Origin of the sequence: Lentibacillus sediminis (assembly GCF_002763455.1) — a bacterium.
Classification (GTDB): domain Bacteria; phylum Bacillota; class Bacilli; order Bacillales; family Amphibacillaceae; genus Lentibacillus_D; species Lentibacillus_D sediminis_A.
Window position 1 is genome coordinate 309,861 of sequence record NZ_NIXK01000003.1, and the last position, 19,549, is coordinate 329,409.

Below are 19,549 nucleotides of genomic sequence, written 5' to 3' on the forward strand. Positions count from 1 at the left end.
AATGGTAATAGGAGGAGTAGCTTATGGAAGCGAAAAGAGTAGTGATCACAGGGCTTGGCGCAGTATCACCGCTGGGAAATGATACCGCAACATTGTGGGAAAATATTACGGCAGGAAAATCCGGCATTGATTTTGTCACCAAAGTAAACAAGGATGATTTCCCGGCAAAAATCGCGGGGGAAGTAAAAGATTTTGACCCAACCAATTATATGGATAAGAAAGATGCCAGGAAGATGGACCCTTTCACCCAATATGCGGTTGCAGCATCGAAAATGGCAGTCGAGGATGCAAACCTGACGATTGATGAGCAGAACGCAAACCGTGTTGGTGTCTGGATCGGTTCCGGTATTGGCGGCATGAAGACATGGGAAGATCAGCATAAAAAACTGTTGGAAAAAGGGCCGAAACGGGTCAGCCCGTTCTTTGTGCCGATGATGATCCCGGACATGGCTGCAGGTCAAGTATCGATCCAGTTGGGAGCAAAAGGAATTAACTCCTGTACCGTAACCGCCTGTGCATCCGGAGCCAATTCGATCGGGGATGCATATAAAGCAATTCAGCGCGGTGATGCTGATTATATCATTGCCGGCGGAACCGAGGCGCCGATTTCCAATATGGCATTTGCCGGTTTTTCTTCTGCCAAAGCGTTGTCCTTGAATGAAGATCCAAATTCTGCAAGCCGGCCGTTCGATAAAAACCGCGACGGATTTGTTATGGGTGAAGGCTCCGGTATACTCATTCTCGAGACATTGGAGACCGCGCTGGAACGCGGCGCACATATTTATGGCGAAATTGTCGGTTATGGTGCAACAGGGGATGCCTATCATATCACCGCCCCTGCGGAAAATGGAGAAGGAGCGGCGCGCGCCATGCAGCATGCCCTTGATGATGCAGGGCTTAATGCCGACGCAGTGGATTACATCAATGCCCATGGAACGAGCACGGAACTAAATGATAAATTTGAAACTGCCGCAATAAAAACGGTATTCGGCGACCATGCCAACCGGCTGGCTGTCTCATCGACCAAATCGATGACCGGTCATTTGCTTGGAGCTGCCGGCGGAATTGAATCAGTTATTTCCGTGAAAGCCATCCATGACGGGATCATCCCTGCGACGACCAATTACGAGACACCAGACCCGGACTGTGATCTCGATTATGTGCCAAATGAAGCACGCAAACAGGATGTCAATGTCGTCCTCAGCAACTCGCTTGGGTTCGGCGGACATAACGTAGCTCTAGTTTTTAAGAAATATGAATAATGTTTTTGTTGGAAGGCTGCTCTCGCTTGAAAAAGTGGGGAGCAGCCTTTTGTGATGTATGGGGAAGGGAGAGAACGGAGGATCGAGCGAGTTGATGGCAAAGTAGAGCGGCCCGCACGCCCCGCCAAGCGAGTTCACACCTCAACTCAAGTGCTCAGCCCTACTCTCACCCAAATCATTCATCTTTCCCCCTGGACAAGCATAATTATAGATTAATAGAGCTTGGACAAGGGTGGTAAAAGATGGGATATATATTTTTATTTTTAATTGGCTTTGGTCTGTCGGTTACTGGAGGGGTGACGTTGATCGCCTATTTAAATTTTCTGCCGGCAGGGGTGTCCTGGATGGATTACTTTATTTTTATCCAAGGAAGACCGGAATGCTACTTTTTGCCGGTGGGATTTGTAATTATGGCAATCGCGATTTACAGCTATCCAAATCATCCATAATTTAACTCCATTAGAATATTTTTTTTCATGTTGGTCATAATGTATTCTAAATTGGTTTTAAAGCGAGGGTTGAATTATGTTGTATCTGCATGATGTTTGGGTGAATTGGTTTGAAGGGGAAGAAAATGGCTATAGTGTCTGTCATTTTCATGAGTGGCGGAAAGAGGATAAAATCGAACTGCTGGACCAGACACCATTGTTGTACATAACAGAAGCGCTGTTTGATTACATTGAAAATGATATGAGTGAACTCCCAAAACCCCTGTTGGACGTGGTTTACCGGCGTGCCTACACAAGAAAAGGGCAGGACAGATCGGTGCTCGATTATGCCTGTGTGGTCACAAATGGGAATGACGTCATGGCCATGGACACCATTGGCTACGAAATTCCTGTACGAAAAAGCCGACTGATCCCCAGACAGGAGCAGCTAGTCTTTGATATGATTAAGAAAACCAAGCCGCAGTCATTTAGCTTTACCGGCGAAGAATATGAAAAGGAATACCACATGCTTTCCATGCCGCCGGAGATGGTATTCGGCCTGACAAGAAAAGAACGGCAGCTGAAACATCTGCTCATGATGGGACTTGACCAGTTGCGGACGGCAAACAACCTGGAAGAGCTGAGGTATTGGCTGACCGAATGGGATCCGAAAAATTATCCTTACATTCGATATATGAATGAAGAACGCGTATGGGATGCCTTATACAGCGGGTTGAAAGATGGGTGGAGTCTGGCACATGAAGAACTTTGCGCCAAACTCATTAAAGGGCAGCCATTTCTGGAAAAAATGTATGAAATGGAGAACGGACGGGAAACCAATACATCTAAATTAAAGTAGAAACAAAAACTGGGCCATCTGAATTTCGGGTGCCCAGCTTTTATGTTTATTTTTTCTTTTTCACCCGACCAAGTCCCATTGCTTTTTTCGCCTTGGCGAGCGTTCTGTTTGCGGTTATTGACGCTTTCTCTGCACCCTGATCTAAAATTTCATCAAGCGTTTCAGATTCGATTAGCTCCTGGTAACGGTCTTGAATAGGCGTAAGAACCTGAAGCACAGCATCAGCCGTTCCTTGCTTAAACTCTCCGTATCCCTTACCCTTATACTTTTCTTCCAGAGAAGCAATGGATTCTCCTGTGCAGCTGGAATAGATAGTCAACAGGTTGGAAATCCCCGGCTTGTTTTCTTTATCAAATTTCACGATGCCTTCCGAGTCCGTGACGGCACTCTTGATTTTCTTTTCGATCTTTTTCGGTTCATCGAGCATGGAAATAAAGCTTTTCTCATTTTCATCCGATTTGCTCATTTTTTTCGTTGGTTCTTGCAAAGACATAATTCGTGCGCCAACTTTTGGAATGCTGACATCCGGCACGGTAAAAATATCATTAAACTTATTGTTAAAGCGCTGTGCCAGGTTTCTTGTCAGCTCCAAATGCTGTTTCTGATCCTCACCGACAGGGACCAGGTCGGTATTGTACAGCAGAATATCAGCGGCCATTAACGGCGGGTAGGTCAGGAGACCGGCAGATACTGCTTCTTTCCCTTCAGATTTATCCTTAAATTGCGTCATCCGTTCCAGTTCCCCGATATAGCTGATTGACTGCATCATCCAGCTCAACTGCGTGTGGGCAGGTACTTCCGATTGAATAAACAGCGTGGATTTTTCCGGATCAATGCCTGATGCCAAATACAATGCTGCTAGGGAACGGATATTGTTGCGCAGCTTCAGGCGATCCTGAGGCACGGTAATCGCATGTTCATCCACGATACAGAAGTAGCAGTTTTCCTCTTCCTGTAATTGAACGAATTGCTGGAGCGCACCAAGATAATTCCCAATCGTCAGTGTTCCGCTCGGCTGAATGCCTGAAAAAATTGTCTTCATTTTGCTTCCTCCATTTTTCTTAACTATTTTTGCATTAAAAAAAGCTCATTAATCCCTCGAAAACAGGGACGAATGAACCGCGGTGCCACCCTAATTATTCTGCAGCTGCAAAATCGCTTTAAAAGTTAATCAGCTCGAAAGTCCAATTCCAATTTACCTTGATGCTTGTTTTCACCAGCCACAAGCTCTCTATAAATCAGTGGGTAAAAAGTACTGCGCCTTTTTCATTGCTGTTGTTATTGAGTTTTTATTATTATATATAGTTTGTTTGGAAATTGCAAGGGGGAAAGGTCCGGTTGGTTGCTTATTGAGTGGATGAGTGTATGATTGAGGAAGAAATCTTCTCACTCGTGCACTCATCAATGGGAAGAAGACACGAATGCGGAGGAAATCTTCTCATTCGTGCACTCATTAAGGGGATGAAGACACGAACGCGGAAGAATGCCTCTCATTCCTGCGCTCATTAAAGGGATGAAGACACGAATGCCGAGGAAACCCTCTCAATCGCGTACTCATTATCACTCATAATACGTCCACTGATGTTTTCCTACAGCATTAAAATTATCTGCTAAAATTCTTCTTATCGCACGTTTTGATTCTACCACCATGCACCAATCATGAATGATATTGCTCGTAATTTTTTTATCTGGGAATAGAACCTGAAATTCCTTAATGGTTCTTAATACAGCGTTTGTTACTGACTCCCTATAACCACATACGCCGCAAACACATTTTCTTTTCTCAACTGTAACAGAAAACGATTTGCATTCTGAACAAGTAATCCCTTTTTGTATTTGCTCATAATCATATGAAGGTAACTTGCTGTAAGGAGAATCAGTTTTGTGCAAGGTCAATAGTTGATCAGCAAGTTTTTTATGTTGTACCGTTGGTTTTGCAGGTATTTTATTTAAATGATCCATATGCCTATTGACTTGTGTTGGGAAAATTAAGGGCTTGTCCAGAGGGGCTTGGTATAAGGTGAAGTTGGGGTTAATGAAGACAACTGAAGCATCAATATGAGGGGTGAAGCTGAGGCTAAGGAGTAACTGTCGAAGTAATGACTCGCTTCTACTCAATTGATCCAGCGGGTTAAGGACTTCTAGCTTGGGTTTCTTAAATAGCTTGTCTGATTGGTAATAATAATCACCTTCATGGTTTTTTACTTCAAAAAAATGAATCTTGCCTTGTACAATAATTAAGGCATCAATTTGAAAGGTAGTATTATTAATCTCGAGTAATAAATCGTTTAGAATCAAGCAGTCGCATTGCAGTTTTTCTGTGAAGGTATCAAATAACATTTCTCCTTCATAACCTTTTTTCAGGTTTAAATAATGCTGCTTATCCTTTCCGGTTAAATCCGTTCGTTTGTCTAATAAATCGAGGATTACTAATGCTTTTGGTTTGGTACGAGGCTTGTAAAACATAATCCACACCCTTTATAGAATTTAAATCTATTATATTGTAAATTTTAAATAAATGAAATGATAACGATGTGAAGGCTTTATTACAGGATAAAACGCTTGAGATCCGCATATTTGCTGCCCGTGCCGCAGAGGAGTCATGGAAATTTATGACAGATAAAAATCCTGCAATCATTGTCTTTTATTCCTCTCTGTATTCTCCCGATACAGCATTAGCAGGGGAGACGGAAAAAGAGCAGAAACTACTGCAAGCATTGGATCATGCGATTAATTTGATGCAGACAGAGTATAAACATGCGATTGTATCGAAAAACTTCTTCCCGCATATATCGGATAGGAGTTTAGTTTCTAGGAGTGATAATATGGATGAAATTGATTATGCGGTGAGAATGAGCTTTTCACTGTAATTATTGGCAGGGGTTATTTCCATTTCAACGTTATCCCGCTAAAGAATTAAAGGGTCATCATCTTGTTCTTTTACCGGAGTAAGCCATGGGTACAGCTTTAAAAGTTTTTCTTTCGCTTCCTCAATCGAAACCAAATCCACTTCCGTTTGGAAAGATATTTTATTTTGCCTTCTTGTTCTGCCTTTTCCCAGCGTTTTTTACAAAGTTTATAAAGGATGAGCTGTTCCTCGGCATCTGGTTCGCGGTTGCGGATCTGTCTTTCAGAAGTGCGGTTTCTTGTGATGTTCCGCTCTGTTTCGATCTTCTTCTTATCAAACCATTGGTCAAGATCTTCCATGTTCATTCTCTTCAAGCCCATCACCTCACACCCTACCTTTCTCAAGTATACGATATTTCCAGAAAAAATAGACACTTGAATCATTACCGCAGTGAAGCTGTATATTTTTTTGCAAAACGAAAAGTATAAAAAGAGCAAGATTTTCACCACCCTGATATCCAGTCGGAGTGGGACCTAATTTGATCATAAATAAACACTTTAAGCAGAAAATAAAAAAATCGACAAAAGTGGATAATTCTATTCAAAAATCGGCCTGTTTCCGCTATACTAGATTTAATACATAAGAATTGGAGACTGATAGGAATGGTGAAAAAGCATCCCCTGATTTTCGTATACATAAGCTTTATTCTCCTCGTTGCCATGATGATACCGGTGAGTGTGAGCGCCAGCGGGGAACAAGTGCAGACGGCGAGTTCTCATGTGGAAAGACAGACAAGTATTGAGCTTTTGGATCCGTCAGCGCAAATGCAACGCTTCGTTTACGATTCGGGTTATGATTTCGAGTATCCTGATGCTGTAAGAGGTATTTATGTGACAGGTCATTCGGCTGGGGGCAGTCGTTTTGAGGAATTGGTCAATTTAGTTGAAACAACGGAATTGAATTCGATGGTCATTGATGTGAAAGAGGATCACGGGAATTTAACATTTATTCCTGATGAAGATTCGCCTTATGCGGATATTGCAATGAATTATATCGATGATCCGGAACAAATGATGAGCGTCCTTGAAGAAAAAGGAATTTACCCAATTGCCAGGATTGTTGTGTTTAAAGACAGTGTGCTTGCAGAGAAGCGTCCGGATCTTTCCTTCCAGCAAAACGGCGAGGTTTGGGTGAATGGCAAAGGTGAAGCATTCGTCAATCCGTTTGAAAAAGAAGTATGGGAATATAATGTAGGAATTGCCAAAATGGCTGCAGAAATGGGATTCCAGGATATCCAATTCGATTATGTTCGGTTCCCGGAAGGCTTTGAGCATCGGGATGATGAGCTGGAATATTCACAAGGCGACTATGCCGATTCCGATCAGGGCAATGTTAAGCGCCGGGTTGAGGCAGTGACTGATTTTGTCGAATATGCACACGAAGAATTGGAGTATTATGATGTGGATGTTTCCGTTGATATCTTTGGCTATGCGGCCACGATTGAAGAAGCGCCGGGCATCGGCCAGAATTTCTCTAAAATCTCATCAAATGTCGATGTTATTTCTTCGATGATTTATCCAAGTCACTGGACATCTTACTTCGGCATTGAAAAGCCGGACACCGAGCCGTACAATCTGGTGAACGAATATGCGAAGGTGGAAAATGAAGTGCTTGGCGCTCTGGAGGACCCACCGACTTCCCGTCCATGGATTCAGGATTTTGAAGCACCTTGGCTGTACAGCGGACCAACCTTCCAGTACGGAAAAGCAGAAGTGGAAGCACAAATCCGCGCCCTCTACGACAATGGGATTGAAGAATACCTGTTATGGAATGCAGGAAATACGTATACAGAGAATGTGGATTATTTGGAAGGAAAATAAGATAAAAGCAGATCCTCCTAAAGGAAGGTCTGCTTTTTTTCATGATTCCGGTGTATTTGGACATAATTAGGGTAGGATGCGCTTTAACCGTATTTAACAACCTTTTCCATATTCGTTATAATTAAAAGCGACTACGAAAACGAAGGAGCAGATTAATGAATTGGTATGAAAAACTGCAAAAGTACTTTCCAGTGGAAGAAATGAAGTCCAGGGAGCATATGGAAATGCTCCTGGAAGAGAAAGGCGATATTTATTATAAAGATGAAAGTCCGCAGCATGTGTTGATGTATGCGGAATTTGATACCTTTATCTTCATTGATTATGTATGGGTTTCCGCCAAGACAAGAGGGCAGGGTGTTGGCCATCAGCTGATTGAAAAGCTGAAAGAAAAGAATAAGCCGATCATCCTGGAAGTAGAGCCAGTCGATTATGAAGATACGGACTCGGAGAAGCGCCTGCATTTTTACCGCAGAGAAGGATTTAGCCATGCCCACTCCATCGGCTACAACCGCCGTTCCCTGGCCACCAATGAAGAAACGCCGATGGAGATATTATACTGGTCTCCAAATGATGATTCCGAAGAGATGATTTATGAACAGATGAAAAAAATGTATGAAATGATTCATACGTATAAAGATGAAGAATTGTACGGGAAGTCTTACCAGTCCGTGGATGAAGTGCTAAGCTACGATGAAGACTCCAAGCGAAAAAATATTCTTGAGAATATAGCGGCTCCAAAATAAATATAACACGATGCCTCTTGGAAGGTGTCGTGTTTATTTTATTTGGTTCGGGGAATACTTTATGAGAATGGAAGGGAGTGACGAGCCCGTTCCTGAGAAGTCTCAAGTAAAACGATTGCACTTTTTTGGGGTTTTTTCAGATATAAGGTTTAATTGATAATGGAATGGGGTAACTTAACATTAAACCTAATCATTTATAAACATTTGAAAATAACCTAATTTTTCTAGGGAATCCTCTACCGTTCGTTTGACAAATGTAGTATAATTTACATATAGGGTTAATTAAACTTATTTTAAATTGATAAGTTGTTCAATGTTTATGAAAATACCCATTACAGAATTGAGGAGTGAAGTTTAAATGGTAACACTTTATACCTCACCAAGTTGTACATCATGCCGAAAAGCAAAAGCGTGGCTGGAAGAGCACGATATTCCGTTTACGGAACGCAACATTTTTTCCGAGCCCCTGACTTTGGATGAGATTAAGGAAATTCTGCGAATGACAGAGGATGGAACAGATGAAATCATTTCCACCAGATCAAAGGTTTTTCAAAAATTGGATGTCAATATCGACCAGTTGCCTTTAAAAGATTTGTTTAATTTGATTCAAAATAATCCGGGACTGCTGAGACGGCCAATTATCCTTGACGAGAAACGTCTCCAGGTCGGCTATAACGAAGATGAAATACGCCGTTTCCTTCCAAGAACGGTTCGTACCTTCCAATTGCGCGAGGCGCAGCGGATGGTCAACTAACGTTTGATATAAATATAAAGCTTCCCGGAAGCTTTGGTTACTTTGACAGGCAGACATAGCCTGCTAAATAAAGAAACGCAGATCCCGTGAAGAGGTCTGCGTTTTTGCTGTTCCTGTGTCTTTTCTGGACGGTATTCGACAGGGACGAAAAGGTCCTCTTTTGGATAAACGCAACACGAATATTTGACGATAACCTAATTTTTCTAGTGACAAGCAGCCTGATATACGTTAAAATATTAATCTGTATAGGCATATTCATTTCCAAAACAGAATAATTTATCATACAATAGGAATAGAAATAGAAGATGAATGGTTAAACGAGCCGTATACCGGGTAATGAATAGTAAAACCTGTATATGACGATTCAGATAAAAGGTAAGGGCAACTCTTCCAACCGACCATTCCAGAGGGGAGAGAAAATTCATGGAGATTGAAAGAGTTAATGAGAATACTGTCAAATTTTATATTTCGTATATTGATATTGAGGATCGCGGATTTGAGCGCGAAGAAATCTGGTATAACCGGGAGCGCAGTGAGCAATTATTCTGGCAAATGATGGATGAAGTCAACTACAAAGAGGACTTCACCGTTGAGGGACCGCTTTGGATCCAGGTTCAGGCACTTGATAAGGGGCTGGAAATTGTCGTAACCAAGGCACAGATGTCCAAAGACGGGGAAAACATCGAACTGCCGACCGGAGACGGGGAGACCGTTGATGTGCCAGTTGACAAAAAAATAGAAAATATGTTGGAAGATAAGTATGGGAAGAATGAAGAAGAAGATGATGATGAGGAATTGAAAGAGGAAAACATGTGGATTATCGTAAACTTCGATGATTTTGAGGACGTAATCCAATTAAGCCATTATTTGCAAGACTTTACAGGGAGTGCGGAAGAGACCCTTTACTCTTACAAAAATGACTATTATCTGTTCTTGGAGTTTTCACCGGATCTGTTGGATGATAATCTCCAGGAAAACTTTATCAGCCAGGTTCTGGAATTTGCCAATGATTCCGATGTAACCATTCATTTACTTGAAGAATACGGGAAGAAGATTTTTGAAATGGACACGTTCGCCCAAGTCAGATCTCACTTTCCGGTTCAAGTATAGACACTCTGCAAACGTCAGGGTGTCTCTTTTTTTTAAGGCTGTTTTCTAATTGAATGTTGTTTTTGACAAAATCTGTAAACTGCGAACTAATCCACCGCTCCGGAAATACCCCTCGCTTTCCGCGGATGGCTGGTGAGCCTCCTCGCGCTGTCGCGCTGTGGGGTCTCACCTATGCTTACCATCCCGCAGGAGTCTCGGGGTATTTCTTCCGCTGACTGATGTGGTTTGCGTCTTAACTGCTTGCTAAATTTAAAAGAACAACAATACACTTTTGATGGTTGATTGGAGCGGAGGGCGTCCGACTCCTGCGGGAAAGCACGAGTCTGAAGACCCCGCAGGAAGTGGCAAAGGATGGAAGGCTAAAATCGCGACGTCCTGTCGCAACGCCTTCATGACTAACATCCTGTTAGCCCGAGGCTGAAGCCGTGCCCGCGGAAAGCGGATGCCCGCAGCGGAAATCAACGAGCACTCTGTCGCAGGTATTTTCGCAACTGTGGGCGGTGGATTACGTCACAGTTTCCATCAACTACGAAATAAATAAGCAACAAAACTTACGAATCCTTTTAAAAAAAGATACATAAAAAAGCAGGACTTTCCCGATCTCCGTCGAATAGTTATTTACGGAGGTGAAAGTAAATTGCTTCAAGCAAAAACGAAAGAAGGAACATTATTTACACCAGCCACCCGGAAAAGAGAGGAACTGGGGCGGCTGAGAGGAAGGGAATTTTATTGTCCATCCTGCGGGCAGCAGGTAATGATGAAAGCAGGGCGATTAACGACGCCCCATTTTGCTCATAAGTCGGCAGGTGTTTGTCCATCATCGGAGGGCGGGGAAGGTGCCTATCATGCCCAGGGTAAGCTTTTCCTTTACAAATGGCTGACCCATCAAGGACTTGATGCGGAACTGGAGGCTTATCTGCCGGACATCAGCCAGCGGCCGGATATTCTGCTCAGACTGAACGGACGGCGTATTGCGATTGAATACCAGTGTGCCCGCATCCCTAATGAACTAGTAAACAGGCGGAATCAAGGCTATCAGGAAGCAGGAATTACTCCAATTTGGATCCTCGGGGAAAACCGTCTGACGAGGAAATCAAGTAGGCATATAAAACTGGATCGGTCGCTGCTCCCCTATATTCACAGTTACTCTGCCGATTATCCGCTGACCATGTATTTCTTCTGTGCTTATACCCTCAAGATGATTACTTTCCGCAACATCATTCCAACAGGTTCTAATCAGGCATTCGGCACATTAGCTGTTAGGCGATTAGACAAAATTACAATCAAAGATTTGCTTCTGGCATCCCGGTCTTTTCCTGAACAGGATGTTTTTCAGCATTGGCAAAAAGAAAAACACAAATTCCGGATGAAACCGATAAATCAGCTGCATGGAAAGGCATTGGAATGGCAGCAGTGGATCTACTTAAAAGGCCAGCATCCCGAACAGCTTCCATCTGCGGTTCATCTGCCGGTAGCTTCCGGTATATGGATGAAAAGGCCCCCGTGGGAATGGCAAAGCAGGCTTCTGCTTGAACGTCTCGATCCACTCTTACCCGGCGCAACGATAACTGTCCGTGCCTGTGAAAATTATTTAAAGCGCTACAGATACCAGCCTTCCTTTTACCCATTAATAAAATCTCCTGGAAATCCAGCCGCAGAATATCTTCAAGTTTTGACCCAGCTGGGCATTTTTGAATCTCTGGATGAGCATACCTTTCGTAAACTTACTTCCATTTCCTTTTACCAGACAATCGATGAAGCTATCCAAGGTGACACAGTGGCAATGAATCAGCTGATTGCTCCTGCTTCCAGACAAATTGCGGGCATGAATGAGGGCTAATTCGTTATACTAAAATTATAGTGGAAGAAGGTATTTTAGAAAAAATATCGAATTAGTATATAAAGGAGGAATTTTTGTGGCTAAAACAGCAAAAGAATTGCCGAAACGCAGTGAACTGCCAGAAGAGAAAACATGGAAACTGGAAGATATTTTCGCTACCGATGAAGATTGGAAAAAGGAGTTGGCAAGTTTGAAAGCGGATATTCCCCAGGTGGAGCAATACCAGGGGAAACTTGACGAGTCAGCGGATACACTGTATGAGCTGTTGCAATTGCAGGACGAATTATCGGAGCGGTTGGGCAAACTGTTTACATATGCTCACATGCGGTATGATCAGGACACGACCAATTCGTTTTATCAGGGACTGAATGCACAGGCGGAAAATGTACTGACACAGGCTTCAAGTGCCATGAGCTATATCGTGCCGGAAATCCTCGCGATGGACGAGGGCAAATTAAAGAGTTTTGTTGAGGAAAAAGATGAATTGAAGCTGTATGAGAAAGCATTGGACGAAATCACCCGGCAGCGCCCACATATCCTGAGTGAAAAGGAGGAGGTATTGCTGGCAGAAGCGGGTGAGGCATTGTCTGCACCGTCACAAACCTTCAGTATGTTGAATAATGCGGACTTGACATTCCCGGGGATAACCAATGAAGATGGAGAAAAAGTTGATCTCACGCACGGAAGGTATCAGGGCTTCCTGCATTCTAAAGATCGCCGTGTGCGGGAAGAGGCATTCAAAGCAATGTATGAAACGTACGGCAAATTCCAAAATACGTTTGCCTCAACCCTTAGCGGAGGTCTGAAAACCCATAATTTCTCCGCAAAAGTTCGTAAATATGAATCGGCAAGAGAGGCTGCCCTGGACAATAACAATATTCCGGAACAAGTTTATGAAAACTTGGTGGAGGCAGTGAATGAAAAATTACCGCTGCTGCATCGCTATATCGAACTGCGCAAAAAAGTGTTGAAGCTGGATGAGCTGCACATGTATGATCTGTACACACCGCTAGTAAAGGATGTCGATATGGACATCACGTATGAAGAAGCGAAGGATTATGTGCAAAAAGGGCTAACACCGCTCGGTGAGGATTATCAGGGAATCCTGGATCAGGCATTCAACAACCGATGGATTGATGTGGAAGAAAACAAAGGTAAGCGGAGCGGAGCCTATTCTTCCGGCTCCTATGGCACGAATCCATACATTCTAATGAACTGGCAGGACGGGTTGAACGACACATTTACGCTGGCCCACGAGCTTGGACACTCTGTGCACAGTTATTATTCAACTTTTACGCAGCCGTTCCGGTATGGGAATTATTCCATTTTCGTAGCAGAAGTAGCTTCCACCACCAATGAGGCACTGCTGAATGATTACATGCTGAATAACCTGGAAGATGAAAAACAGAAACTCTTTTTACTGAATCATTTCCTGGAAGGATTCCGAGGGACCGTGTTCCGTCAGACGATGTTTGCTGAATTTGAGCATGACATTCATAAACGGATGCAGGACGGGGAAGCGTTAACCGCAGAAAAATTCACGGAAATATATTATGATCTGAACAAGAAGTATTATGGGGAAGCGGTTGTTTCAGATGAGGAAATTGGTCTGGAGTGGGCGAGGATTCCACATTTCTACATGAATTATTATGTGTACCAGTATGCAACTGGTTATTCTGCTGCAACCGCACTGGCCAATAACATTCTGTCCGGTGAAGAAGGAGCGGTCGATCGCTATCTCGATTTCCTGAAGTCAGGAAGCAGCGATTATCCAATTGAAGTATTGAAAAAAGCTGGCGTGGATATGACATCCAAACAGCCAATCCTTGATGCATTAGCTGTTTTTGAAGAAAAGCTGGAAGAAATGGAAAGACTTCTGGGCTAATTAAATGAATAGATGAAAGGGCAAGCCAACGTGGCTTGCCCTTTGTTGTGGTGGTTTGGCTGGGTGCTCTTGAGCTGTTGATGTTTTCTGTCTGGGTTGAAGTTCTCGCTCCCTAAAGTTGAAACACCCCTATAGGCAAAAAATCAATTCGATTTCCGCGCCCGAACTCCACCTTTCATTCCACGGTAGGCATTTCTGTGTGTAAAGGAATGAAGCGTCAGGAAGATGGAAATAAATAAAAGCGGCAAAGTAACATATAAAGGAATCAGGTTCATCAATCCAAGTAAATTCAAAAACAGGGCAACCAATGTCAGGGTGAAAAAGAGCACAGGAAGCATATCTTTCATGGTCTTCACTCCTCTTCCTAGTCGATGTATTAGATAATATGTAGCGAAATTTTGAATTAGAAGTGACATTTTTGTGAAACTGCGCACATACTTATTGAAAGCTTTCAGTCCACCTGTTATTATTAAAATGTAAGTTCAATACAAACAAAACCCCTTTGTTTGATCATGAAACTTTCTCCCATCCCCCTTTGTTAAGATACAAAGAGAGAGATAAAGGATACACGCTGCCCCGTGTATCCTTTATTTTTTATACTCTTTTTACATTTTCCCATAAAAAAAGATGAATCATATCGATTCATCCTAAAATATATCATCACATTTCCGAAATGTATTTCCAGAACGACCCGTATTTCACGGGAATTCGCTGGACCTTCTGCTTGAGCAGAAGTTTTTTCATTTCTCTTTCCGTTTTTGCTGCAGACCAATCATAGACAACGGAGATTTCTTTGTTCCCAACCGTTCCGTAAAAAGATAGAAAGTCTTCCAGTGGAGGCTTCTCTGATGGGATTAGGGTTTTCCGCAGTATTTCGGATAAAACACGTACATAAATATCATATGGATAAAGACCGGAAATTTTAATTCCCTCTTCTTCCACCAACTGATTGAAAAACACGATGGTAGGAATGTAATCAACTTCCATCTCCTGTGTCAGCTTCAGATCGCATTGCAGCGCTTTTTTTGCTGAATCGGAATATAAATCCTGATCAAATTCATCAATATCCAGATTGGCTTCTTCTGCACACTGGATTAATACATTTTCATCAGAGATGTCTTTCTTTTTGAGAAAGACGTTCTCCTGCATTCTGCGGAGGAAGACTCTGCCTGCTCGTTTCCCTTGAAGCTCCGCTGCTTTGATGGCGAGGGAGGCATTGCGCGGGGAGGAGACCGGGTTTTCCATCCATACATCCCCGTCACAGCTCATCCCCGTCCGTTTGGCGGTCGTTTCCCAAATGTCCCTCATTCGTCTCGGTTTATCAAACTGATCTTTATTTAATGTTGCCAACTGGCCGCTGACAATTGGCCGTATCGTAAAAAATCTTCCATATTCTACTGACAGCTTCTTCAAGTATGGTTCCAGCGACCAGCATTCGGGGCAGAGCGGGTCGATGAAAACGTACATTTCCACCGGTTTCTGCAAAAGGTCGAAAAAACTATATTTAGGCGATGTGTTTGCTTGAGTCCCACGCACATCGATTCTCCTTTCTTTTATTCTGGGGTGTTCATCATATGATTTGCTGTCATGGTTAGTTTTTCGTATATCGCGGAACGGTATGGTTCGTTGATTTCTGCTTCTATTAACGCTTCCTGCATGCAGTCCAGCCATGCATCCCTTCGTTCCAGGGTGATCGGAAACGGCAGATGCCGCCTTCTCAGCATAGGATGGCCTCTGTCTTCTTCATATAATCTGGGGCCGCCGAAGAACTGGGTTAAGAACAGCTCCTGTTTCCTGGCGGTTTCTGTTAAATCTTCCGGAAAAATGGGCTTCAAACTCGGATGTTCCCCTACCCGTTTATAAAAGGCAGTGACAAGCCGATAGATTGCCGGAGCTCCGCCAATTGCTTCGTAGATTGTGCCATGCTCATTTTTGATCATCAATTATTCTCCTTGATCGGGACGAATGACCTCCCTTTAAATGTGTTATAGTACAATTTTAGCAACGTCGACCAGGATGGGCAACTGATCTGATTTTCACCTGGATGAGTCTTCCAGCGAAAAAAAGAATCGTTTTATCTTGTTTGGTGTTTCGCGTTCCGGTATATTGTAGGTCTTCAGCAGGGATTGGAATGCCTGCTTCCCGGCTGCAGCAGAGGTCGCCTCAAGCTCCAGCTCAAAATCAAATTGCCCATTATAGGTGCTGTAATCCAGGACAAGGAGCACCTGATCAGATGGTGACGTTTCCCGACGCTCGGTTTTCAGACTGCCGTAGAGTAGGAGATCGCCAGGAGAAATACCGAGCTCCCACAGCTGTTTTTCCGTGTTGCTTTTGGAGGATATCTGTCCATCCAGCCACTTCCTTGCTTCATCTTCGGTCAGTTCATCATGTGTTTCCAAGAGTCCATCCGGGTGGGGCTGTTTTAAGGTCAGCCGGAAATCGCCGTTTTTTTCTCTGATGCGCAACGCACTGCCATGTGCCTTCAGTTGGAAATCGTTCGTTTCAAAATAATAGTTTGTCTGTGTTTTGCCATGCTCCGGAAAAGGAATGCCATGTAGCAGGCGGTCAAATTCCTGTTTTGTGAGTAAATTTTTGTATTCTATCTCAATTTCCTGTGTCATTTTCATTCCCCTTGATAAATTTAGCCCGTTGGTAAGGGTTATTGTTCATTATGGGGAAGATAGGGTAGATATGCAATAATTAGCCATTTCACTCTGATGTGGTAAAATAAGGATGAATTGATTGAAACAGGTGGTGTTTGATTGTGAACTGGGACGTTATGCTTACTCCGTATTCACAAGTGGTCGAGGAGCTAAAAGTAAAGCTGAAAGGAATGCGGGCGCAATTCGAGCACGAAAAAAGACATTCTCCGATCGAATTTATAACAGGAAGGGTAAAGCCTGTCGCCAGTATTCTGGAGAAGGCGGAAAAACGGCAAATTCCGTTGAAAAACATTGAACAGGAAATGCAGGATATCGCAGGGGTCCGCGTGGTTTGTCAGTTTGTTGACGACATCTATACCATTGTACATATGCTGCAAAACCGCAATGATATGAAGATCTTAGAAGAAAAGGATTATGTATCACGGAAAAAGGACAGCGGCTACCGCTCATATCATATGATTATTGAATATCCGGTGGAAACGATTGATGGCATGCGGGTCATTCTTGCGGAAATTCAAATCCGCACACTGGCGATGAATTTCTGGGCCACGAATGAACATTCTTTGAACTATAAATACAAAGGAAGAATACCAGCGGAAATTAAGGAAAGACTGCAGCGTGCAGCCGAGGCGGCATTCAAACTGGATGAAGAAATGTCCAAGATAAAAAATGAAGTCCAGGAGGCGCAGCGGATTTTTCACCGAAAATAACGAACAAAGGGAGGCGCACACATGAAGTTTGTGATTGTATCCAAAGGGGATGAACGGTCGAATAAAATCAAAGCAACGATGAAACAGTATTTGCTGGAATTTGGTCTGGAATATGACGACGAAAAGCCGGAGTTATGCATCTCAGTCGGCGGGGACGGGACGTTTCTGGAGGCTTTCCACCGCTATGTGCATTGCCTGAAATCCACGGCTTTTATCGGTGTGCACACCGGGCATTTGGGTTTTTATGCAGACTGGACGCCGAATGAAGTAGAAAAGCTGATCATCGAAATAGCCAAAACCCCGTTTCAGATTGTGGAATACCCGCTGCTTGAAGTGATCATCCGGCCGCAGTCAGGGGAGAAAGAAGAGCGGTTTCTCGCATTAAATGAGTCGATGATCAAGACATCGGAAGGTTCGGTCGTTTTTGATGTGGAAATTAAAGGAGAACATTTCGAAACATTTCGCGGGGATGGCCTGTGTATCTCTACCCCGTCGGGAAGCACGGCCTACAACAAGGCTCTCGGCGGCGGGATCATCCACCCGTCGATTGAAGCGATCCAGCTGACGGAAATGGCCTCGATTAACAACCGGGTTTTCCGTACGATTGGCTCCCCGCTGATTTTGCCGAGTCATCATACTTGTTTATTAAAGCCCATGGTGGAAAAGAGCTTCTTGATTTCGATTGATCATTTTACCGCTAATTTCAACAATGTAAAGTCGATTCAGTGCCGGGTAGCGAAAGAACGGGTCCGTTTTGCCAGATTTCGGCCATTCCCATTCTGGCACAGGGTCCGTGAATCATTCGTGTCTGATGATAAACATGGCGGGTGATGACAGGGGAGAAGGCAAGATGATATGGACGATTGAACCGGAGCAGGAAGGGATGCTGATCCGTGATTATTTGCGGGAGGTGCGGGGGTTTTCCCGCAACATGATCAAGGTGGTCAAATTTGAGGGCGGCAGGTTAAAAGTTAACGAAGTGCCTGAGTTTGTCACACTTCCATTGAAAGCCGGTGATGTGCTGGAAGTAGTTTTTCCAAAAGAAACGGTCTCCGCCAATCTGCAGCCGGTAAACATGCCGCTTGCTATTGTTTATGAAGATGAAGTGATGCTCGTTATTGACAAACCTGCCGGCGTTGCAGTGATGCCTTCAATGAATCATCGTTCCGGAACGCTTGCAAACGGGCTGGTCGCTTATTACCAGGCGAACGGAATTCCCTATACCGTACATGTGGTCACCCGTTTGGACCGTGACACATCAGGGCTTGTACTGATTGCAAAACACCGACTCAGCCACTCTTTACTGGCGCAAGCACAGAAGCACGGAAAGATAAAGCGAAAATATCAGGCAGTAATGGAAGGCTATTTAGAGAAAAATGCAGGAACTATCCATGCTCCAATTGGGAGGAAGACGGATTCGATCATTGAGCGGGAGGTGAGGGAGGACGGCAAAACAGCAGTCACGCATTATCAGGTGATCGAGAAATCGGCAACGCACACACTTGCAGAAATTATACTGGAAACCGGTCGGACCCACCAAATAAGGGTACACGCTTCCCACCTGGGACGTCCGCTGGCAGGGGATGATTTATATGGCGGATCTCTGGACGTCATTCAGCGGCAGGCCCTGCACTGTGTGGAACTGGAAGTGGAGCATCCATTTACAGGGAAAGTGATGCGGTTCACTTCGCCGCTGCCAGTGGATATGCAGCGGTTTTTTCCCTGCGATTCCTAAATGTAAGAGGATCTAATCGAAATAAAGAAACTTTTCCGCTACATATGGCTGCTCAGAAGGAACCGAGATGGTTTCTTCTTCCGGCAGGCGAAAAGAAGTCAAGGCGTTGCCAAACACACATCCTGTATCAATATTAATGGTTTTGCCGACGACGCGCGGTTTTCTGACAGGAGTGTGGCCGTAGACAATCCACTGACTTCCTTTGTATTCCTGCGCCCAATCACGGCGAACCGGGCGCCCGTCCGGATAGAATTCGCCGGTAGTATCTCCGTAAAGCACAAACGATTTTACTTTTTTATCCTCCCGACCGATATAGGAGGCTTTGATCCCAGCATGAGCGACGATAACGTTCGCCTCTGGGAGCTGCAGATATAACGGGGCGTGTTCATACAGGGAAAGGAATCGATGTTTAACCTTTTTGCGATCCTTGGAAGGCAGTGCCTGACATTCGGCAACTGTCGTCTCCAGTCCATGCTTGATCTGGACATTATTTCCGAGAAAATAACGGTACAGTTTATTGCAGTGATTGCCCGGAACATACTGCGCCTTCTTAGCCTTCACCATCTCAGAAACGAGGTTGATGGCCTGCAGGGAAGCCGGTCCCCTATCAGTAATATCCCCGAGAAAAACAGGCAGCCGCCCATCCGGATGAATGTAGATCGAATGTTGTTTTTCATATCCCATTTTCTCAAACAGGTCGTGTAGTTCCCGGGTGCATCCATGCACATCGCCAATAACGTCAATTTTCATGATTTGTGCCACCTTGCATTGGTTTTTCTTTATTTTACATGAATTGCAGTCAGAATTCATCGTGCAGCATGATGTTTTGATA

At 43.9% G+C, this 19,549-nt stretch carries 21 protein-coding genes and 1 other annotated feature; of the genes, 13 read left to right on the forward strand and 8 right to left on the reverse strand.

Annotated elements, in window-relative coordinates; all coding sequences use genetic code 11:
• The first annotated feature begins 23 nt into the window (after positions 1-23).
• The 3 genes from fabF (at position 24) to CEG13_RS08690 (ending at position 2,549) form a co-directional block, all read left to right on the forward strand.
• On the forward strand, positions 24-1,262 hold the full coding sequence (fabF, locus tag CEG13_RS08680; RefSeq protein WP_100011474.1) for a beta-ketoacyl-ACP synthase II: 1,239 nt from the start codon (positions 24-26) through the stop codon (positions 1,260-1,262).
• A 242-nt stretch (positions 1,263-1,504) separates the two neighbouring features.
• Positions 1,505-1,711 carry a YuzI family membrane protein gene (locus CEG13_RS08685; protein WP_100011475.1) on the forward strand — a complete coding sequence of 69 codons (207 nt, stop codon included), beginning with the start codon at positions 1,505-1,507 and terminating at the stop codon, positions 1,709-1,711.
• Between the two features lie 76 nt (positions 1,712-1,787).
• Positions 1,788-2,549 carry a YjbA family protein gene (locus CEG13_RS08690; RefSeq protein WP_100011476.1) on the forward strand — a complete coding sequence of 254 codons (762 nt, stop codon included), beginning with the start codon at positions 1,788-1,790 and terminating at the stop codon, positions 2,547-2,549.
• Between the two features lie 46 nt (positions 2,550-2,595).
• Here the strand turns inward: CEG13_RS08690 and trpS are convergent, their stop codons facing one another.
• Both trpS and CEG13_RS08700 read right to left on the reverse strand, forming a co-directional pair.
• Complete coding sequence (trpS, locus tag CEG13_RS08695; RefSeq protein ID WP_100011477.1) at positions 2,596-3,591, reverse strand: tryptophan--tRNA ligase; 996 nt, start codon at positions 3,589-3,591, stop codon at positions 2,596-2,598.
• A 61-nt stretch (positions 3,592-3,652) separates the two neighbouring features.
• Positions 3,653-3,828 (reverse strand) — a binding site (T-box leader).
• Positions 3,829-4,109: 281 nt separating this feature from the next.
• Entirely contained in the window at positions 4,110-5,015 is a 906-nt protein-coding gene (locus CEG13_RS08700; protein ID WP_100011478.1) for a nuclease-related domain-containing protein, read from the reverse strand.
• A 146-nt stretch (positions 5,016-5,161) separates the two neighbouring features.
• On the opposite strand from CEG13_RS08700, the gene CEG13_RS08705 reads away from it, so the two are divergent.
• The gene (locus CEG13_RS08705; RefSeq protein WP_100011479.1) at positions 5,162-5,419 is read left to right on the forward strand and encodes a hypothetical protein; all 258 of its coding nucleotides are present in this window, start codon (positions 5,162-5,164) and stop codon (positions 5,417-5,419) included.
• Between the two features lie 97 nt (positions 5,420-5,516).
• On the opposite strand, the gene CEG13_RS08710 is transcribed toward CEG13_RS08705, so the two are convergent.
• Positions 5,517-5,777 (reverse strand): hypothetical protein, encoded by a 261-nt coding sequence (locus tag CEG13_RS08710; protein ID WP_239984599.1) that lies wholly within the window; start codon positions 5,775-5,777, stop codon positions 5,517-5,519.
• Between the two features lie 342 nt (positions 5,778-6,119).
• Here CEG13_RS08710 and CEG13_RS08715 point away from each other — a divergent pair, with 342 nt between their 5' ends.
• The 6 genes from CEG13_RS08715 (at position 6,120) to pepF (ending at position 13,609) form a co-directional block, all read left to right on the forward strand.
• Entirely contained in the window at positions 6,120-7,277 is a 1,158-nt protein-coding gene (locus CEG13_RS08715; protein ID WP_239984605.1) for a putative glycoside hydrolase, read from the forward strand.
• 155 nt (positions 7,278-7,432) lie between these two features.
• Positions 7,433-8,020 carry a GNAT family N-acetyltransferase gene (locus CEG13_RS08720; protein ID WP_100011481.1) on the forward strand — a complete coding sequence of 196 codons (588 nt, stop codon included), beginning with the start codon at positions 7,433-7,435 and terminating at the stop codon, positions 8,018-8,020.
• 358 nt (positions 8,021-8,378) lie between these two features.
• Positions 8,379-8,774: a transcriptional regulator SpxA gene (gene spxA / locus CEG13_RS08725; RefSeq protein WP_100011482.1), complete on the forward strand. Its 396-nt coding sequence runs from the start codon at positions 8,379-8,381 to the stop codon at positions 8,772-8,774.
• 423 nt (positions 8,775-9,197) lie between these two features.
• Positions 9,198-9,884, forward strand: a complete 687-nt coding sequence (mecA, locus tag CEG13_RS08730; RefSeq protein WP_100011483.1) for an adaptor protein MecA — start codon at positions 9,198-9,200, stop codon at positions 9,882-9,884.
• Between the two features lie 637 nt (positions 9,885-10,521).
• A complete protein-coding gene (locus tag CEG13_RS08735) occupies positions 10,522-11,724 on the forward strand; it encodes a competence protein CoiA (protein ID WP_158234664.1) in 1,203 nt (400 codons plus the stop codon).
• Between the two features lie 76 nt (positions 11,725-11,800).
• Positions 11,801-13,609 carry an oligoendopeptidase F gene (pepF, locus tag CEG13_RS08740; protein WP_100011485.1) on the forward strand — a complete coding sequence of 603 codons (1,809 nt, stop codon included), beginning with the start codon at positions 11,801-11,803 and terminating at the stop codon, positions 13,607-13,609.
• A 143-nt stretch (positions 13,610-13,752) separates the two neighbouring features.
• Here pepF and CEG13_RS08745 read toward each other — a convergent pair whose 3' ends face one another.
• The 4 genes from CEG13_RS08745 to CEG13_RS08760 form a co-directional block, all read right to left on the reverse strand.
• Entirely contained in the window at positions 13,753-13,956 is a 204-nt protein-coding gene (locus tag CEG13_RS08745; protein WP_100011486.1) for a hypothetical protein, read from the reverse strand.
• 313 nt (positions 13,957-14,269) lie between these two features.
• Complete coding sequence (locus tag CEG13_RS08750) at positions 14,270-15,145, reverse strand: ClpXP adapter SpxH family protein (protein WP_239984600.1); 876 nt, start codon at positions 15,143-15,145, stop codon at positions 14,270-14,272.
• A gap of 17 nt (positions 15,146-15,162) precedes the next feature.
• Positions 15,163-15,549 carry a globin domain-containing protein gene (locus tag CEG13_RS08755; RefSeq protein ID WP_100011488.1) on the reverse strand — a complete coding sequence of 129 codons (387 nt, stop codon included), beginning with the start codon at positions 15,547-15,549 and terminating at the stop codon, positions 15,163-15,165.
• A gap of 96 nt (positions 15,550-15,645) precedes the next feature.
• Positions 15,646-16,230: a CYTH domain-containing protein gene (locus tag CEG13_RS08760; protein WP_100011489.1), complete on the reverse strand. Its 585-nt coding sequence runs from the start codon at positions 16,228-16,230 to the stop codon at positions 15,646-15,648.
• Between the two features lie 143 nt (positions 16,231-16,373).
• Here CEG13_RS08760 and yjbM point away from each other — a divergent pair, with 143 nt between their 5' ends.
• The 3 genes from yjbM to CEG13_RS08775 are packed head-to-tail and all read left to right on the forward strand — an operon-like array spanning position 16,374 to position 18,717.
• A complete protein-coding gene (yjbM, locus tag CEG13_RS08765) occupies positions 16,374-16,982 on the forward strand; it encodes a GTP diphosphokinase (RefSeq protein WP_100011490.1) in 609 nt (202 codons plus the stop codon).
• Positions 16,983-17,003: 21 nt separating this feature from the next.
• Positions 17,004-17,813, forward strand: a complete 810-nt coding sequence (locus CEG13_RS08770; RefSeq protein WP_100011491.1) for an NAD kinase — start codon at positions 17,004-17,006, stop codon at positions 17,811-17,813.
• A 19-nt stretch (positions 17,814-17,832) separates the two neighbouring features.
• Entirely contained in the window at positions 17,833-18,717 is an 885-nt protein-coding gene (locus CEG13_RS08775) for an RluA family pseudouridine synthase (RefSeq protein WP_100011492.1), read from the forward strand.
• 12 nt (positions 18,718-18,729) lie between these two features.
• On the opposite strand, the gene prpE is transcribed toward CEG13_RS08775, so the two are convergent.
• Positions 18,730-19,467: a bis(5'-nucleosyl)-tetraphosphatase PrpE gene (gene prpE / locus CEG13_RS08780; RefSeq protein ID WP_100011493.1), complete on the reverse strand. Its 738-nt coding sequence runs from the start codon at positions 19,465-19,467 to the stop codon at positions 18,730-18,732.
• Between the last annotated feature and the right edge of the window lie 82 nt (positions 19,468-19,549).

What these genes read in the sequence shown, in the direction of transcription:
- fabF (WP_100011474.1), top strand. Translation starts at nt 24, where the DNA reads ATGGAAGCGAAAAGAGTAGTGATCACAGGGCTTGGCGCAGTATCACCG.
- CEG13_RS08685 (WP_100011475.1), top strand. Translation starts at nt 1,505, where the DNA reads ATGGGATATATATTTTTATTTTTAATTGGCTTTGGTCTGTCGGTTACT.
- CEG13_RS08690 (WP_100011476.1), top strand. Translation starts at nt 1,788, where the DNA reads ATGTTGTATCTGCATGATGTTTGGGTGAATTGGTTTGAAGGGGAAGAA.
- trpS (WP_100011477.1), bottom strand. Translation starts at nt 3,591, where the DNA reads ATGAAGACAATTTTTTCAGGCATTCAGCCGAGCGGAACACTGACGATT.
- CEG13_RS08700 (WP_100011478.1), bottom strand. Translation starts at nt 5,015, where the DNA reads ATGTTTTACAAGCCTCGTACCAAACCAAAAGCATTAGTAATCCTCGAT.
- CEG13_RS08705 (WP_100011479.1), top strand. Translation starts at nt 5,162, where the DNA reads ATGACAGATAAAAATCCTGCAATCATTGTCTTTTATTCCTCTCTGTAT.
- CEG13_RS08710 (WP_239984599.1), bottom strand. Translation starts at nt 5,777, where the DNA reads ATGGGCTTGAAGAGAATGAACATGGAAGATCTTGACCAATGGTTTGAT.
- CEG13_RS08715 (WP_239984605.1), top strand. Translation starts at nt 6,120, where the DNA reads ATGATACCGGTGAGTGTGAGCGCCAGCGGGGAACAAGTGCAGACGGCG.
- CEG13_RS08720 (WP_100011481.1), top strand. Translation starts at nt 7,433, where the DNA reads ATGAATTGGTATGAAAAACTGCAAAAGTACTTTCCAGTGGAAGAAATG.
- spxA (WP_100011482.1), top strand. Translation starts at nt 8,379, where the DNA reads ATGGTAACACTTTATACCTCACCAAGTTGTACATCATGCCGAAAAGCA.
- mecA (WP_100011483.1), top strand. Translation starts at nt 9,198, where the DNA reads ATGGAGATTGAAAGAGTTAATGAGAATACTGTCAAATTTTATATTTCG.
- CEG13_RS08745 (WP_100011486.1), bottom strand. Translation starts at nt 13,956, where the DNA reads ATGAAAGATATGCTTCCTGTGCTCTTTTTCACCCTGACATTGGTTGCC.
- CEG13_RS08755 (WP_100011488.1), bottom strand. Translation starts at nt 15,549, where the DNA reads ATGATCAAAAATGAGCATGGCACAATCTACGAAGCAATTGGCGGAGCT.
- CEG13_RS08760 (WP_100011489.1), bottom strand. Translation starts at nt 16,230, where the DNA reads ATGACACAGGAAATTGAGATAGAATACAAAAATTTACTCACAAAACAG.
- CEG13_RS08770 (WP_100011491.1), top strand. Translation starts at nt 17,004, where the DNA reads ATGAAGTTTGTGATTGTATCCAAAGGGGATGAACGGTCGAATAAAATC.
- CEG13_RS08775 (WP_100011492.1), top strand. Translation starts at nt 17,833, where the DNA reads ATGATATGGACGATTGAACCGGAGCAGGAAGGGATGCTGATCCGTGAT.
- prpE (WP_100011493.1), bottom strand. Translation starts at nt 19,467, where the DNA reads ATGAAAATTGACGTTATTGGCGATGTGCATGGATGCACCCGGGAACTA.